We start from the raw sequence: 13,404 nt of genomic DNA, 5'->3' as shown, positions 1-13,404 counted from the left end.
TCGTAGAGGGCCACGGCATCGCGTTTGAACTGTTCGGAGTACCTGGACATGGTGGTAGATTACCTTTCTTCCAGCCCGACTGGGCTGGATATCAGGTGTCCACCAAACAGGGGTCAGGTCCCCTCGCGCCCGGGTTCTCCTGTGCGTAATGCCCCACAGGGCGGGAATGCCTGACCTCCAAAACCAAATACCCCCAACGTGTGTTGAGGGTATAGCTTGTCGTCGCGTCGATGACAACACACAGCGTGACAGGCTCTTAAAACCTGAGGTTATGCTTGCGGAGGAACTGCAAATTCGAGATACAAGGTACAGAAAAGGCTTCTGCAGCGTCCGGTATTTTAACCCTCTTCTCCTTTGGTGTAGCTGGGGTCTCGTTGGTCAGAATAGTAAACCTCTTTGCGTGGGCACTGGCCACCAACCAAGAATCCGCGATGTTCAGGAACTGTCGCGCTTCTTGAGGATTGTATGCAGGCTGTCTGTCCACTCGTACCCATTTAGCAACAGCTCGATAACTCTCTAGTTCGTCGTCGCGACGTATCCAACGGTCCTGGGGAACTGTCCGCTTTAACCACGACGATTTATCATCATCATGTATGAGAATTTCCTCACAAACTTTTTCGTGAAATAAGAACTTTCCCGTCCCGACAAAGGTTTCAATGGCTTGCCAATAGCTGGGAAAACTATCTGGGGGATAGGTTCTGAAACCGTCGATGATGATGTTCGAGTCGACCAAGTACATAACTACACCAATGCTCCTGGGGTAATCCCTTGAAGTTGACTCACTAGGCTCTCTAGTGTGGATGTCTTCGGAACACCTAGACGGCGTGATGCTTCTTGACGAGAGATGCGTCCTTCGGCAAAGGCGTACGTTACCGTGTCTGAAAACCTGTGCCCGAGTCGAGAGGTGATGTTACTGTAAAAGTTTCCTCCTCTGTTTGAATCTTTCCTTTGGTTCGTCAGTGGTTCACCAGATAGGTAATGGAGGGCTTCCAAGCGGGTGATGGCACCACTGTCGGATAGCGTCCAGATGGCAGTATCTCGACTAACGCCATATTGTCGATACGCCGTTGTTACGTAGTCCTCCAAGTTCCGGAACTGGCTGAACAGATCTAAAGCGCTAGCCGTTGGGAAAATAAACTCGGAAGCGAAACTATTGCACCACCTTTCGACACGACGGTGTTCGTTCCTCTCGCCCGAAATTCCCGCTTCGCCCAAAAGGACATGCCCTAGCTCGTGAGCCAAACTAAAGAGCTGGGCAACTGCAGCATCTGAAGTGTTGATGAAGATAAGAGCGTGCCCCTTATTGAGAAGGGTAAAGCCTCTGAACTCCTCAATATCAAGCTTTCGGTTTGTACTGTTGCCTACGACAGAGCTACGCATGACCAGAACACCGAGAGATTCAATCGCATCCCTGAGAATTAAAGCTCGGTCTCGGGCGCCGTCTTTTTTCCCAGGGAACCAGTCGACTTCTTCTAAGACTGCTCTAGCTGCTTTTTTGCTGTCATCCTCAAGACTATATTTGCCACAAACTGCTGGGGTTTCTTCGCCCATTTCAGTTACGAAATCGGAGTACCACTCTAGTGCAGACTCGGAGTTGAGAAGAACTTCTTCCAAATCAGGGCTGTAACCGATCCGTTCTCCGCTGTTGACAGTTCTGAAGTCGGCGACTTTTACACTGTCGTCTACAGGCTCATCTAGCAATAGATATCCAAACGGTATCCGTGCGCGTTTAGCTAGACTTTCCGCCTGGTTGAGCGTGGGGAATTTCTCTCCCTCGAGCCATTTATCGACCAACTTGAAGTCGGAAATTTTTTTAAGGTGCTCGACTGGAATCCGTGTACGTTCCACAGCCCATAAAAGAACGGAAGGAGCGATTTCAACACGTACCATCAAATTCCTTCCTAGGTTGCATCTGGGGTCGAGGCAAACGTTTTACGCAGTCATTTAAAGAATACTTCGTTTTCTGTCCTTCTTTGGCGTTGGACCGGATTTTATCTCTCTCGTCCCATTTTCTTAATAGTTCGGGTGTGATGTCGTACCCCTGTCGCCTTAGTCGATAGCAGATGGTTCGTGCGGTGAGCCATGCTTCTTGTGGCTTGTTTACTGGTTCTGGTGGTCGTTTGCCCACTTGCCGAGTTCTTTTAGGGCTTTGTGTGCGTCGATGATTTCTTGTCGGGTTGGGTTGGTCATTGTTTCTCCTTGTGTTGGTTATCGGTCTGCCCATTGGTCGTAGGCGCGGTCTTGCCAGGAGTCGTCTTCTTGTTCTTCGTCTGGGTTGGGTTCGTTGGTGTCATCAAAGGGCCAGGGGTAAATCATTGGTTTGTTCCTTGGGGTGGGGTGAGTAGTTGGATTAGGTCGTTTACGGTCATCGCTACCCATTGGTCTGCGGGGTTGGCGTTCCCGTGGCGCTTATGCACCACTACCCCGATGTGGGCGTTGTCGTTGTGTGCTTCTTGGTGGGCTTCTTTTATCCAGCCTGCGAGGTTTGGGCGGGTTGTGTTTTTGCATTCGATGACGATGCGGCGGTTGTGGGAGTCGCGGACGTTGGCGATGTCGCCGCAATCTTTAGCGCCGGTTTTGACTCGTCGGTCTATGCGGTCGTCGAGATTGTCCCGGAGGAAATCAGCAATTTGGCGCTCAAATCTGGCGCCGGCTTGTTTGGCGCTGTTTCTGTTTCGTGCCATTTGTGGCCTTTCTAACGGGTTTTGGTTTCGTTCTGGACTGATTGCCCACTGGTGTTGTGTTCGGCGCTCTGTGGGGTTTTTAGGGGGTGTTTTGGGGTGGTTGTGTGCCTTCTCCTGGTGCGGGTAGGCGATTCTTGTTGATGTTGCGTTTGAGGCGTTGGAAGAACTCCTCGGGTTGCATTTCCACCTCTGGGGGTTGTTGTTGGGCGCGGTGCCATCCGGCGCGGGCTATTTCCACCACGTCGAGGCCGTCTGGGTCTTGGGTGGCGTCAATGCCGGACCAATGTGGCGGTGGGATGACTTTGTCGAGGGTGAACTGGTCGCCGTAGTTGCGTTTGGCGCGGGCTACGCGGTGTTTCCACCTGTGGGCTTCGAGGATGTATTTCTTTGATTCGTCGCGTTCCCACTGCTTGATGACTTGTTTGGCGGCGTGGATGATGTCCCAGGGGCCGGCCATGGTGTCGGTGTGTGTGGTTGCTGCCCAGTAGCGGATGGCTTCGGGCCATACGTTGTCGGGGACGTTGATGGTTTCTAGGACGTCTGCCCAGACGTTGAGGACGATGGGGTCGTCTTTGGGGAATTTGTTGGGGGCTGCTGCGGAGCCATAGGCGATGATTTGGGATGCGAGTCTCATGTTTTCGGCTTGTGGCATAGGTGTCTCCTAAAAGGGCGGTTCGAGTTGTTTCGTTCCGGTGGGTTGTGGTCTTTGTGCTTCTTGGGCTTCGAGTTCGCGTGCCATGCGTTCGCCTAGTTCGATGTAGCGCTGGGATTTGGATTTTTGAGGCTGGCCGGTGGTGTTTTGTTTTTGTCGGCGCATCCAGACTCGCCATGTTGCGTCCCAGTCGGCTTTCCGTGCTTTGGCTCCAGTGATGGAGTGCCAGTAGTCGCAGAAGTTCTCGTGTTCGGTGGTGAGGTCGAGGTCTGGTCGTTCTGTGCGGATTTTGTTGACGGTCTCAGGTTTTGGTTCCCAGCCTTTGGGGAGGGGGTGATTCTTTTTCGGTTTGGTGGTTGTGTCTGGGCTGGGGCCACCATCCGCTTTTGCGGTGGTGGTCTCTACTACAGAACCTTTAGGTTCTGTGGTCGGGTCGGGTCGGGTCGGGGCAGTGTGACACCGTTCTGTGACTCACAGCGATGTCACGTTGACCTGTCACATGTGAGTCACGCGTGACATTTTCGTGTTCTCCCTGCTCTTGACGTTTTCGGTGGCGCGATTTGCGTTGTCTTTCGGCTGCTTCTTCGCGCTCTTTTAGCTTCTGTTCGCGTGTGGGTTGCCACCCATTCCAGTCGTGAAAGCGGAACACTTTCGCACCGTTTTCGGACCTATCTTCAACCCAAATGCCCGCAGAAACGAGTGCATTTATTTGAGATTTTGTACCTTTAAACCGTTTAACTTGGCTTGCTGGGATGACTCCATCCGTCAGATGTTTGCCGCACCATGCGCCGGATTTGGTCCACAAACCGATGGCTGCGTTAGGCACGTCAAGAAATTTCGGATGGTCGTAGAAGCCATCGTCAACCTTGAACCAAGTCATCGTCTTGTACCTCCTTTTCTATGGATTGGAATAGTTGGATGAGTGCGTCGAGGAAGTCTGGCCTGGCGCAGTACACGTCGCGTGATTCGAGGTAGGCGCGCATGTCCTCACGCTGCTTATGGGTGGGCATTTAGTCGCTGCTTCCTATTGCGTTGATGCCGCGTCGGGTGTGTTGGAGTTCGGGTACTTCGCAGATGTCGTGGTTGTGGGTAGGGGTTATGACGAGTTGTGCGATGTATTGGCCGGCTGTGATTCGTTGGCCGGTTGTGCCGGTGTTGTGGAGACTGATTTTGATGGGGCCGCGATACCCGCTATCAACGATGCCGGTGCCGTTGCTGAGTACGAGGTGCTTCTTGATTCCAGTACTGGAACGCACAAACAACATGCCCACATGGCCTTCCGGTATAGCCACATGAACACCTGCGTCCCCTATGCGGTGACCACCCACAGGCACTGTCAGGTCGTGGGATAGGGCAAGGTCCATGCCGGCATCACTCTTATACGCAAACCGAGGCTGATACGCATCCTTATCCAAGGAGTAATAAAGCAATGTTGGTTCCTTTCAGTGTCGTTGTTCGTCTTTTTCGAGGATGAATTTGGTCATGTCTGCGGCGTCGAAGTAAGCATCGCGGTAGAGGCTGCTGCCTGCGGCGAGGGTTTCGAAGTCGAGTTTGAGTTGGCGAATATCGGCTATGAGGTGTTCGTAAAGTTGCTGGTATTTCATCGCGGGGCAAAAAGAACCCCGCCAGGTGGACTGTTGAGGTCCTAAAAGGCGGGGTTATGTGGTGGGGTCAACGAGGACGGTGGAGGTTGCTTTGAGAGCGAAGCGTCCGTCTCTGGTGGCGCCGTGAACCGTGCCGTCGTATTCGGCGGCGTAGGTGATGCGGTCGGCAATCTTCTCTGGGTCAAAGGTAGAGGGGAAGAGAACCACCCTTTTGCCTTTGTATTCGGGAAGTTCGGCGGCTTGAATCTTTACATACCTCATTTAAAATGGTGGCTCCTGATTCTGCTGCCCCGATTGTGCCGGCGGGGTCGACCATGCGCCCGAGGTAGCAGTCTGCCCATTTTGCGCGGCATTGTCCCATGATTGCTGTGCCTGATTCGGTTGCTGTTGTGGCGCGGCGGGGAGCGTGTAGTAGCGCATCGCGTTGAACTCTATCTTGCTGCGCTTCTCCCCGTCCTTGGTTTCCCACGAGCGGGTTACGAGCTTGCCTGTGACGGCTACCTGGTCGCCCTTTTTGAGCTGGCCTGCCATTTCAGCCCACGGGGTGGGATTTTGCTTATTGCCCGCCTCGTTCCAAATAGTCACGTCCAGGTACATGTTGCGAGTCTTTACCCACTGGTTCCGCTCCTGGTCAAACCTATTGTCTGAGCTAGCTAGGGTGAAGTTAGCCACCGCTGCTCCCTGTGGCGTGAAGCGTAATTCTGCGTCCCGCGGGAGTCCGCCGGTGAGTGTAATGAGGTCAATCATTTATTTGTTCTCCTGTAGTTCGTTCCAGCGGGTGCGTCCGAGGTCGAGGACTGCTTGGGGCACATCACTTTCTTCGCGGATTTCGTTCATGAAGTCGGTGACTGCCTCGGGGCTGGTGAGTTCAGCGAGGGCGTTCTTGACGTCCTCAACGAACTGGTCATCCTCCCCCGCTTCCGGCTCCTTCTCCGGTTCCTGCTTCTTCTTCGGTGCCGGGGCCGACAGGGCCTGCTGCGCCACATCCTGACGAGTGGCGGTAGCGGTCACTGGTCCGGTGTTGAAGTTGCCGTTCTCTACCTCTTCGCGGGTGTAGTCCACACCACCCATGACCTCGTTGCAGGCTTCTCGTACACACTCGGACACGGCACGGTTCTTCAGCATCAACTCTGGGTTCTTCTTCCAGTGGCCCTTACCCCACAGGCCATGCGCTTCAGCCTTGGCCTTATCCCAGCGGATAGTGTGCTCAAAATCCGGGTCATCATGGCGGATGATGGTGCAGGTGGCGGTCATGGTTTCCGGGTCGAAGGATTCGCGCAGAATGTGCTTCGCGGCGCGGACACGGGTACGCATGTACTTAGCGGAAAAGGTGGGCACGTTGCCTACGAAGTACAACTCCGACATGGTTACCCACGTGGATTCACCCATAGACTGTGCCAGCTCCTGGGCTACGAGCACGTTAGCGGGGTTGCCTTTGAACTTGTCTGGAATCATGTTCGCCTGAGACAGAATCTCCGCATGCTTCATCTGCACCGATAGATTGTTCTCAAAACTGTTGGTTGCGATTTCATTAGGCATTGGTGTTCTCCTTGTTCTTTAGGGTGTGCCAGCGATTTTCGGACCTATCTCGGTGGCATTGGCGGCAGTAACGGGCGGTGGGACGAGACGGGATTACTTTCGTATTTTGCTCGTCATAGGGATGCCCTTGTGGGCAGTGTGTTTTACGTACTTGGTGGTCCGTTCCATGCTTTCTCCGGTCGAGTTGGTTCCCGGAGCGGGTATCCCATCTGAGGTTTTCCAGCCGGGCATCTTGTCGGTTTCCGTTGTTGTGGCAGGCCTCGTTACCAGATGGGCATGGTCCGACGAAAGCGAGAAGAACTAGCCGGTGGACTTTCGCAGTTATGGTCCTACCTGGTCTGCTTAGAACGACAACTGGATACCCGATTCTGTTGGTACCAGGTCTTAGTAGTTTTCCTTGGTAGGTACGTAACTGGACGTCTTTTCGTGTGACGGAACGAGTCACGCTGCGTACATTTCCCAAGTTGCTAACTTGGTAAAACCCCTCCCATCCTGGTACGTTTCTCCATTCTTCTTCGTTGCTCATTTAGATGTTCCTTTCGTCGTCGAATCGGTCGAGGGTGATTTCTGTGAGTGTGAGGGCTGTTTCTAGGTCGTGGCCGTGTTCGGTGAAGTGTTGGATGAGGTAGATGGCTTGGTCTGCGAATGCGGTCAATGCTGCGTAGTTGGCGTCGGTGGCTGTTCGTGCTACCTCTAAGCGGCGATACGGCATGTCGCTTGGTTTGTTCATAGGTTCTGTCGTTCCTGGTCGATGGTGGTTTCTATCTCGTGGCACAGGTCGCGCAATTCGGACCAGTGTTCCCCGTGGTCCCGTGTCCAGGCGAGGACATAGGATTCCAGTTGATTGAGTGCGAGTTTCTTTTCCTGCTTGTTGATGTAGGCAGGTTCCGGGGAGAACAGGGGCATTAGTTGACGACCTTTGTTAGGCGGAGGCGTGTGGAGCCTCGGCGGGTTTTGGTGTTGAACTCGGCGTAGAGGTCTGGGTGGGCGGTCTTAAACGCCTTACTGTCGAAAGTCTTAGAATCCTTGGTGGTGGAAACACTCACCTTGTAGCCGGCGTGCGTACCCGCGTAGGAATCACCAAGCAGTTTCAACAAATCCTTCTTGTACGTCTTGGCTAGGTCAGACCAGCTGGCGGATTTTTCTTCCGCGTCCGCTAGTTGCGCTACGAGGTCTTCTACCTCGTCGGCGTCTTCTAGGCTGGTGACCTCACCCATCCAATCCGGGGTGGTGCCTTCCAGCCAGGCGAACCACTCATTGGCGGTAGTCTCCATTTCCTTAACCACCGTGGGGTCGTAGTGGATGACCTGATACTCGTACTCCACGGGGCTGAACTCGCCGTCCTGCTCCTGGTAGTACTCAACGAGGAGGACGCAGGCTTCGGCACCTGTGTGCCACATGTTTGCCTGCACCTGCAGGTAGTACCCGTCGGGGCACCAATCATGCCAATACCCACCAGTGAACGGGTGCTTAGCGGTCTTAATCTCACCAATCACCTCCCCGTCCTCACTGAACAGGTCCGGGGTGCCACACAGGCGCTCATCATCAGGGTTGATGATGATGGTCTGCGGGTCCGCGTTGTACACAAGACGCGAATCAACCTCCACCACAAGCGGCGCCAGCACGGGTTCGCGGGCAGTGCCCCAAACCGTGTAGTCATTACCGCCCCACCGCTTCCCTGTTTCTTTCTGCTCGCGCAGTTCCTGCCACTGTCTAGCAGTACTGCTCAAAAGCAGATCCCTTAGCTCCGTTGAAGTGAGGTGCTGGCGGCGGAACTCGAACCACTCATCATTATTCTCTGGTTTGAATGTCCTCAATTTAGTTCTTCCTCTTAAAACTCGTGGTGCCCTTATTCGACTCACGCAGAACTTTCTTCGCATTCCTCGCATGGCGCTCACAGAACCGGAACCCAACCCCCATACCAGGAATGTCCTCACCCTCAAGTAGGCAGTTCGCGTAAAGGCAGCGGTCCCGCTGCTCATAACAGCGCTTGATATACTCCCTCGCTGCCCTCAACGTCTGATACCTACGCGGCGCATCCCCAAGGTTCACCACCCACTCCCCCTTATAGAGAACAGGGTGAAACTTCTGGTACGCCTGTTCTAACGTAATTCCTACATCCATACTGGCGGCACCGAAATAACCCAATGGAAAACAAATCCAACCATGCCGCCAAACACACCAGTAGCCCAACACAGGCGCACCCGCTTAGCGGCAACATCCTGCCAATACGCCAACTCCTTATACGTCGGCTCACGGCGCTCCGAGCGATTACTTACGCACATGACAAAACCTCCTCTCATAAGCAGAAATCTGGCCGGTCACACTATTGGCACCACTAGCAAGCGTGAGAATTTGACGACGAGTCTTCTCAGGAAGATGAGCAAGGTTGTAAATCGTCTTCAACCGAGCCTCAACATCCCTCATATAAGCCTTCGCCTCAGAAGTCGTAATCTGACGCATCATCTACCTCCAAATCATTACAAAAGTTCGATTAGTTCGTTGGAACATGCGTTTTATAAAGCCCATTGGTTCTCCCCCATCAAAAAAGCATCGCACCACTCAGGCTTGACGCGGTACGTGCGCCCAGTCTTCACCGAGCGCAATTCCTTACGTTGCAAAAATCGATACACCGTCTCCGGATGCATACCCATATACTCAGCAGACTCCTTCGCGGTAAACCATTTCCTGATACAATCCATAACGCCCTTTCTGAAAAGAAGAGGTTGAATCACGGGTAAGGCCCCTGCACTTCTTAGTTCATGCAGGGGCCTTCACCATGAAAACTTCCGAAAAATAAACGGGGATGCAGGTGCAGCAGAGCGCAGCAGCGGCAAGTGCTGAAACCGCCAAAATCCTGGGATACTGCCCTTGAAGCGGTCAGTGTCCAACCCGCCCTTAACAACCCCTAGTGGCCTGCCGGAGAATCGAACCCCGGAGTCTTTTGTAAGCACAAATTTCTTTAGCCCCTGTAGTAGGTGTAAAAGAATTGTGTTTTATCCATTCAGGCCTGTTATTTCTGTCAGCGCCCTTCGTTCCCTCCCGCCACTCAGGGCGAGGTTCCTGCATTACTGCTTGCTAGGGTCATGGCAATCTAAGAAACATGCTCACCTAGCCCGTATCATCCGGCGCTCTTCACTAATTCAGTTCTCAATACAGCTCGGGCCTTTAGACCCTGTGCGCTACCGGGGCCACGCTCCCCGGATGGACTACCTAGCGCTTAAAGTCTCGTGACGTTATTAGCGGGTACTGATACACCCTCGATGTGACGAAAAGTGACGCTATTTCAGCGCCTGCTAAGTCGGGCTAAAATAAATCCATGGCAATAACCGCACTCATAAGCGCAATAACCGGACTTGCCGCACTACTACTAGGAATCAAACAACTCCAATACGCCCGCCAATACGACGGTGCACACCAAATAGCAATGGGCTTCAGCAACTACGGAACCCCCACCGTCATCTCAGGAATGAAAGAGCCCATTGACGAAATCGAAATACAACTCCACTACCAGGGCTTCCAACCCCTCTACGGAGTCAAGATGTCCCTCCTCTGGGACAATGGCGAACACTGGGACCTCTACCCCGAGACTCAGCTTCAGCCTGGAGAAAAATTCGGCCCGAAGGTTCTAAAAATACCGTGTAGCGACCTGGATAAAGTACACCTACATGTCGCATGGCAGACTCCACATCCTGCCATTCTGAAAAACAAGATTCGGTATCAAGCACTCCGGATGAACCTGGCTCAAGAGGCTCAACAATGGCGATGGCGTCCATTCGAACACCTCCATCGGCGCCGGCACTCGCCACTCGGAAAGTGGAAGGCAATTCATAATTCCCCAACCGACCAACAGAACTTCCCCGGCTGGCCCCACGGCCCCGCAGCCAAGACCATAGACTGGTAAACATCAACAACACTCCTCTAAACGCATTCGACCAATACCGCCCACACACGTGGCTTTTACATATGCGCTAGGCGTAGTACTCATCCCACACCTGCTGCATCAGCTCCCGGTCGGCCTCGGTGTAGCCGTTAACCTGGCGCACCTGACCGTTAGGCAGGGTGAGGTCATACTTTTCTGGTTCGCGTCCCTTTTCCAGCGTGTACAGTGCCTTCATGCGCTTACCGAACATCGGCGCCACGGACTTCATCTTCTTGTTGGACAGGTTCTTCGACTTCAAAAAGTCCGCCGTATACAGTGGCCGGGTTTCCGGGTCCAACTCCGGCACCTCACCCAAACCACGCGCCAAAACAATCCGCGCCTTCGCCTCCAAATGGTCCGGATGAATCAAACCCTTCGCCGCCTGACACAACTCCATCCGCATCTGCGACTCACGCATCAAAGCATTCAACTGATGTTCGGCTTGTACCAGTTGGTTTTCCATAGCCACGAAGGCCTTAATCAGGTTCTTCTTGAAATCAACCACCACCGGCGTGTTACGGAATAAGGTCATGGCGAACATTGCCTGTTCACGATTCAGAACCGCGATGTTGGTGGACTTGCCGTATCCGCCCTGAGGAAGCGCGGCACCCTTTCGCGTTTCAAACGCGATGGGGCCAAACTCCTCGAAGTCTGCTTGGTTCTTACGAATCGTCTCCAACACGTTCTTGTGCTGAATCCCAACGCCGCCGGCGATAATCTCCGAAGTGGTGGTTAGGGTCCCGTCAGTATTGGCATGAACCAGTTGGTTATCCATTGTGTTAAGCTCCTTATTGAGTAGCCTCTTTTGGCTCGGTGTTCTGGCACCGGGCCTTTTCTTATGCGGTTAGGGCTTCCAAATCATCGGCAACGAGGATTCGGTCTGGCCTAGCGCCGAGGGCTGCGAGTGCTTGAAGCACGTCCGGCTTGGGGGTTCGTGTGCTTAGTGCGCGTCCCCAGGTCGAACGGGACACGTTGGTGCGTTGCGCTAGTTCGACTGTTGAGCCGATTCGGTTTAATTTCTTAACGCGCTCTACCTCGTCCAAACTGATTAAGAACTGAGCCATTTTGTCTCCTCCTTTCGCTCGGCTGATTCAACAATGAATCATTTGCACCATAATGTCAATATTGTGATTCACTATGGGGGCACCCATTTTTCGTTTGTAAAGCTAAACACGGGTTGCGTGCGTCATTTTTGACACATTATGATGTGAGCATGATTGATTACCGAGACTGGTACAAGTCCGCGACAGGACAACGGGTAACCGCAGAAACAATCGGCAAACTCATCGGAGCATCACGCCCGACCGTGACCCGCCGCCTAACCCAAGACGGACTCACCGCTGACGAAATAATCAAGGTCAGCCGAGGACTACACGTAAACCCCATCGACGCACTGGTAGACCTCGGCCATATCACCGAAGCGGAAGCCATGAGCCACTTGGACAACAACGGCAAACTATTGGACACCACAGAGGATGGAGAACTCGCGATTGAACTAGCGCGCCGACTCAATCCCGCTACCCGCGCTAATGAGATAGACGAGTTAGCTTCTCGTCGTGCGGGTACCCCCGTGTCCGGCCCGTCTGCTTCACTGCATGATGACGATGATGGTGTTGTCCGCGAGTTTGACTACTCCCCCGACGAATACGCCGCAGACTCGTCACCCAACGAGCAGGAAGAACGGGAGAAACGAGGTGAGGATTTGATTGATTAACTCTGATACCCTCATTGATGTGGCGCAGCGGCGCGGGTATCGAATCCGGTGGCATCGTGGCGGGCCAAAAGCGGCGTGGATACCCCGCAGAAACACCATCACGCTCCGCCTCGGCATGGACGATGCCACCACCCTGTGCTCCCTAGCCCACGAGCTAGGTCATGCTCACTATGGTGACCCTCCCGGCCACCACGGCGCCCACGAAATACGCGCCGACAGGTTCGCCGCCCGACTCGTCATCAACTCCACCGACTACGCCACCACAGAGGCAATCTACGGACCACACCCCAACGTCCTAGCCCACGAACTAGGCGTCACAGTCAAAGCCCTAAAAACCTGGCAAACCCTACACGAAAGACAAGTAGCCTAATGACCCTCCTAAAAATTCTTGGCGAAGATTACACCCAAGAAGTCGACCGCGAAGGCTTATTCTTTTCCAACCTTCGTGAACTGGCCGAAGACAATTCAGCGGCCCCAGGGGAAGAGATTGAACTCGACCTTGAGCTACTCCCCGTCACCAACTACTACGGCATGGACAGAGCAATTATCGTTCGCGAATCAATCCATACTCTGGGCTGGTTACCAGAAGAAGACATGGATTACTGGTGGCAACTTGCATGCGCCGTCCACGATGCCGGCGGCACCATCGAAGTCCCTGGCCGCGTATGGACTAGCCGCGATTGAGAGAAAGACTTCTACGCTTCGGTGCGGTTAGATATGCCCACCATGGCAGAAGCAGAAACAGAATTAGAAAACGATGGCGTGGAGCTCACCGCAGCAAACCGAAAAGCGTGGACGAACTTCAGCAACTACATTGAGGAATACTGGGACCCACGTTGGGTGGAAGCCCACGGGATGACCGAGGAAGAAGTAGAGCAGCGGTCAGAGGAAACACACCGTAGAGTTGAGGAATACCGCGCCCGGAGAAAGCTCGAACAAGGACACACCAGTCCATACGGCGGTTGGCAAGAATCGCATGCCCAGCCCTCCCCTTACCTCCAGGATTCGCAGCAAGGCCGCTACCAGGCCGATGGCGGTTATGCGCCGCAATACTTTCCAGCAACGCATATCAGCCTACCTTTGCTGTGGTTCCTGTGGCTTTTCCTAGGCCTTTTCGGCGGACATCGTTTCTACCTCGGCAACATCGGAATCGGCATAATCCAATTGTTCACCGCAGGAGGTTTCGGAATCTGGTGGCTGATAGACGCATTCATCATGCACAACCGAGTCCGCGCCCTTGAGTCCGGTGCAGAACCACGCATCAAGTTTTAAAGCCTTAAAAATTCCCT

At 53.7% G+C, this 13,404-nt stretch carries 24 protein-coding genes; 5 read left to right on the top strand and 19 right to left on the bottom strand.

The window, feature by feature from the left end; all coding sequences use genetic code 11:
- Positions 1-256: 256 nt before the first annotated feature.
- The 17 genes from RAE07_RS06915 to RAE07_RS11930 form a co-directional block, all read right to left on the bottom strand.
- On the bottom strand, positions 257-739 hold the full coding sequence (locus RAE07_RS06915) for a DUF4411 family protein (protein ID WP_317001612.1): 483 nt from the start codon (positions 737-739) through the stop codon (positions 257-259).
- 2 nt (positions 740-741) lie between these two features.
- A complete protein-coding gene (locus RAE07_RS06910) occupies positions 742-1,890 on the bottom strand; it encodes an ImmA/IrrE family metallo-endopeptidase (protein WP_317001611.1) in 1,149 nt (382 codons plus the stop codon).
- Positions 1,891-2,312: 422 nt separating this feature from the next.
- Positions 2,313-2,684: a putative PDDEXK endonuclease gene (locus RAE07_RS06905; RefSeq protein WP_317001610.1), complete on the bottom strand. Its 372-nt coding sequence runs from the start codon at positions 2,682-2,684 to the stop codon at positions 2,313-2,315.
- Positions 2,685-2,763: 79 nt separating this feature from the next.
- A complete protein-coding gene (locus RAE07_RS06900) occupies positions 2,764-3,318 on the bottom strand; it encodes a hypothetical protein (RefSeq protein ID WP_317001609.1) in 555 nt (184 codons plus the stop codon).
- Between the two features lie 433 nt (positions 3,319-3,751).
- Complete coding sequence (locus RAE07_RS06895) at positions 3,752-4,216, bottom strand: hypothetical protein (protein WP_317001608.1); 465 nt, start codon at positions 4,214-4,216, stop codon at positions 3,752-3,754.
- Positions 4,197-4,346 (bottom strand): hypothetical protein, encoded by a 150-nt coding sequence (locus RAE07_RS06890; protein WP_317001607.1) that lies wholly within the window; start codon positions 4,344-4,346, stop codon positions 4,197-4,199. Before RAE07_RS06890 ends, RAE07_RS06895 begins: the two co-directional genes overlap by 20 nt.
- The gene (locus RAE07_RS06885) at positions 4,347-4,751 is read right to left on the bottom strand and encodes a dUTP diphosphatase (protein ID WP_317001613.1); all 405 of its coding nucleotides are present in this window, start codon (positions 4,749-4,751) and stop codon (positions 4,347-4,349) included.
- Between the two features lie 27 nt (positions 4,752-4,778).
- Positions 4,779-4,940 carry a hypothetical protein gene (locus tag RAE07_RS06880; RefSeq protein ID WP_317001606.1) on the bottom strand — a complete coding sequence of 54 codons (162 nt, stop codon included), beginning with the start codon at positions 4,938-4,940 and terminating at the stop codon, positions 4,779-4,781.
- 54 nt (positions 4,941-4,994) lie between these two features.
- On the bottom strand, positions 4,995-5,201 hold the full coding sequence (locus RAE07_RS06875) for a hypothetical protein (protein WP_317001605.1): 207 nt from the start codon (positions 5,199-5,201) through the stop codon (positions 4,995-4,997).
- Positions 5,202-5,687, bottom strand: coding sequence for a single-stranded DNA-binding protein (locus tag RAE07_RS06870; protein WP_317001604.1), 486 nt, complete (start codon positions 5,685-5,687; stop codon positions 5,202-5,204).
- Positions 5,688-6,479: a recombinase family protein gene (locus RAE07_RS06865; protein WP_317001603.1), complete on the bottom strand. Its 792-nt coding sequence runs from the start codon at positions 6,477-6,479 to the stop codon at positions 5,688-5,690. It abuts the gene before it with no gap.
- Positions 6,472-7,005 (bottom strand): NUMOD4 motif-containing HNH endonuclease, encoded by a 534-nt coding sequence (locus tag RAE07_RS11935; RefSeq protein ID WP_369075968.1) that lies wholly within the window; start codon positions 7,003-7,005, stop codon positions 6,472-6,474. The genes RAE07_RS06865 and RAE07_RS11935 overlap by 8 nt, the downstream gene beginning before the upstream one ends.
- Positions 7,006-7,209 carry a hypothetical protein gene (locus RAE07_RS06850; protein ID WP_317001602.1) on the bottom strand — a complete coding sequence of 68 codons (204 nt, stop codon included), beginning with the start codon at positions 7,207-7,209 and terminating at the stop codon, positions 7,006-7,008.
- Positions 7,206-7,385 carry a hypothetical protein gene (locus RAE07_RS06845; RefSeq protein WP_317001601.1) on the bottom strand — a complete coding sequence of 60 codons (180 nt, stop codon included), beginning with the start codon at positions 7,383-7,385 and terminating at the stop codon, positions 7,206-7,208. The genes RAE07_RS06850 and RAE07_RS06845 overlap by 4 nt, the downstream gene beginning before the upstream one ends.
- Positions 7,385-8,296: a YqaJ viral recombinase family protein gene (locus tag RAE07_RS06840; protein ID WP_317001600.1), complete on the bottom strand. Its 912-nt coding sequence runs from the start codon at positions 8,294-8,296 to the stop codon at positions 7,385-7,387. Before RAE07_RS06840 ends, RAE07_RS06845 begins: the two co-directional genes overlap by 1 nt.
- A 297-nt stretch (positions 8,297-8,593) precedes the next feature.
- Positions 8,594-8,764 (bottom strand): hypothetical protein, encoded by a 171-nt coding sequence (locus tag RAE07_RS06835; protein ID WP_023021040.1) that lies wholly within the window; start codon positions 8,762-8,764, stop codon positions 8,594-8,596.
- A 231-nt stretch (positions 8,765-8,995) separates the two neighbouring features.
- A complete protein-coding gene (locus RAE07_RS11930) occupies positions 8,996-9,181 on the bottom strand; it encodes an excisionase family DNA-binding protein (RefSeq protein ID WP_369075969.1) in 186 nt (61 codons plus the stop codon).
- Between the two features lie 617 nt (positions 9,182-9,798).
- On the opposite strand from RAE07_RS11930, the gene RAE07_RS06830 reads away from it, so the two are divergent.
- Positions 9,799-10,383, top strand: a complete 585-nt coding sequence (locus RAE07_RS06830; protein ID WP_317001599.1) for a hypothetical protein — start codon at positions 9,799-9,801, stop codon at positions 10,381-10,383.
- 67 nt (positions 10,384-10,450) lie between these two features.
- Here the strand turns inward: RAE07_RS06830 and RAE07_RS06825 are convergent, their stop codons facing one another.
- Complete coding sequence (locus tag RAE07_RS06825; protein ID WP_317001598.1) at positions 10,451-11,176, bottom strand: Rha family transcriptional regulator; 726 nt, start codon at positions 11,174-11,176, stop codon at positions 10,451-10,453.
- A 61-nt stretch (positions 11,177-11,237) separates the two neighbouring features.
- Complete coding sequence (locus tag RAE07_RS06820; RefSeq protein ID WP_239206672.1) at positions 11,238-11,465, bottom strand: XRE family transcriptional regulator; 228 nt, start codon at positions 11,463-11,465, stop codon at positions 11,238-11,240.
- A 149-nt stretch (positions 11,466-11,614) separates the two neighbouring features.
- On the opposite strand from RAE07_RS06820, the gene RAE07_RS06815 reads away from it, so the two are divergent.
- From RAE07_RS06815 to RAE07_RS06800, 4 genes are read left to right on the top strand one after another with little or no spacing between them, the layout of a single operon-like run.
- Complete coding sequence (locus tag RAE07_RS06815; RefSeq protein ID WP_317001595.1) at positions 11,615-12,115, top strand: hypothetical protein; 501 nt, start codon at positions 11,615-11,617, stop codon at positions 12,113-12,115.
- Positions 12,108-12,485 carry an ImmA/IrrE family metallo-endopeptidase gene (locus RAE07_RS06810; protein ID WP_317001593.1) on the top strand — a complete coding sequence of 126 codons (378 nt, stop codon included), beginning with the start codon at positions 12,108-12,110 and terminating at the stop codon, positions 12,483-12,485. The genes RAE07_RS06815 and RAE07_RS06810 overlap by 8 nt, the downstream gene beginning before the upstream one ends.
- Positions 12,485-12,799: a hypothetical protein gene (locus tag RAE07_RS06805; RefSeq protein ID WP_317001591.1), complete on the top strand. Its 315-nt coding sequence runs from the start codon at positions 12,485-12,487 to the stop codon at positions 12,797-12,799. The genes RAE07_RS06810 and RAE07_RS06805 overlap by 1 nt, the downstream gene beginning before the upstream one ends.
- Before the next feature lie 42 nt (positions 12,800-12,841).
- Positions 12,842-13,387 (top strand): TM2 domain-containing protein, encoded by a 546-nt coding sequence (locus tag RAE07_RS06800; protein WP_317001589.1) that lies wholly within the window; start codon positions 12,842-12,844, stop codon positions 13,385-13,387.
- Positions 13,388-13,404: the final 17 nt, after the last annotated feature.

The organism is Corynebacterium nasorum, assembly GCF_032821635.1.
In the GTDB taxonomy this organism is placed as follows: Bacteria; Actinomycetota; Actinomycetes; order Mycobacteriales; family Mycobacteriaceae; genus Corynebacterium; species Corynebacterium kefirresidentii.
Note: the sequence above shows the minus strand (reverse complement) of the source record. Positions and strands in the feature narration are given on the sequence as shown.

What these genes read in the sequence shown, in the direction of transcription:
- RAE07_RS06845 (WP_317001601.1), bottom strand. Translation starts at nt 7,385, where the DNA reads ATGCCCCTGTTCTCCCCGGAACCTGCCTACATCAACAAGCAGGAAAAG.
- RAE07_RS06900 (WP_317001609.1), bottom strand. Translation starts at nt 3,318, where the DNA reads ATGAGACTCGCATCCCAAATCATCGCCTATGGCTCCGCAGCAGCCCCC.
- RAE07_RS06830 (WP_317001599.1), top strand. Translation starts at nt 9,799, where the DNA reads ATGGCAATAACCGCACTCATAAGCGCAATAACCGGACTTGCCGCACTA.
- RAE07_RS11935 (WP_369075968.1), bottom strand. Translation starts at nt 7,005, where the DNA reads ATGAGCAACGAAGAAGAATGGAGAAACGTACCAGGATGGGAGGGGTTT.
- RAE07_RS06825 (WP_317001598.1), bottom strand. Translation starts at nt 11,176, where the DNA reads ATGGATAACCAACTGGTTCATGCCAATACTGACGGGACCCTAACCACC.
- RAE07_RS06835 (WP_023021040.1), bottom strand. Translation starts at nt 8,764, where the DNA reads ATGTGCGTAAGTAATCGCTCGGAGCGCCGTGAGCCGACGTATAAGGAG.
- RAE07_RS06880 (WP_317001606.1), bottom strand. Translation starts at nt 4,940, where the DNA reads ATGAAATACCAGCAACTTTACGAACACCTCATAGCCGATATTCGCCAA.
- RAE07_RS06875 (WP_317001605.1), bottom strand. Translation starts at nt 5,201, where the DNA reads ATGAGGTATGTAAAGATTCAAGCCGCCGAACTTCCCGAATACAAAGGC.
- RAE07_RS06815 (WP_317001595.1), top strand. Translation starts at nt 11,615, where the DNA reads ATGATTGATTACCGAGACTGGTACAAGTCCGCGACAGGACAACGGGTA.
- RAE07_RS06915 (WP_317001612.1), bottom strand. Translation starts at nt 739, where the DNA reads ATGTACTTGGTCGACTCGAACATCATCATCGACGGTTTCAGAACCTAT.
- RAE07_RS06850 (WP_317001602.1), bottom strand. Translation starts at nt 7,209, where the DNA reads ATGAACAAACCAAGCGACATGCCGTATCGCCGCTTAGAGGTAGCACGA.
- RAE07_RS06805 (WP_317001591.1), top strand. Translation starts at nt 12,485, where the DNA reads ATGACCCTCCTAAAAATTCTTGGCGAAGATTACACCCAAGAAGTCGAC.
- RAE07_RS06870 (WP_317001604.1), bottom strand. Translation starts at nt 5,687, where the DNA reads ATGATTGACCTCATTACACTCACCGGCGGACTCCCGCGGGACGCAGAA.
- RAE07_RS11930 (WP_369075969.1), bottom strand. Translation starts at nt 9,181, where the DNA reads ATGGATTGTATCAGGAAATGGTTTACCGCGAAGGAGTCTGCTGAGTAT.
- RAE07_RS06890 (WP_317001607.1), bottom strand. Translation starts at nt 4,346, where the DNA reads ATGCCCACCCATAAGCAGCGTGAGGACATGCGCGCCTACCTCGAATCA.
- RAE07_RS06865 (WP_317001603.1), bottom strand. Translation starts at nt 6,479, where the DNA reads ATGCCTAATGAAATCGCAACCAACAGTTTTGAGAACAATCTATCGGTG.
- RAE07_RS06820 (WP_239206672.1), bottom strand. Translation starts at nt 11,465, where the DNA reads ATGGCTCAGTTCTTAATCAGTTTGGACGAGGTAGAGCGCGTTAAGAAA.
- RAE07_RS06910 (WP_317001611.1), bottom strand. Translation starts at nt 1,890, where the DNA reads ATGGTACGTGTTGAAATCGCTCCTTCCGTTCTTTTATGGGCTGTGGAA.
- RAE07_RS06800 (WP_317001589.1), top strand. Translation starts at nt 12,842, where the DNA reads ATGGCAGAAGCAGAAACAGAATTAGAAAACGATGGCGTGGAGCTCACC.
- RAE07_RS06895 (WP_317001608.1), bottom strand. Translation starts at nt 4,216, where the DNA reads ATGACTTGGTTCAAGGTTGACGATGGCTTCTACGACCATCCGAAATTT.
- RAE07_RS06905 (WP_317001610.1), bottom strand. Translation starts at nt 2,684, where the DNA reads ATGGCACGAAACAGAAACAGCGCCAAACAAGCCGGCGCCAGATTTGAG.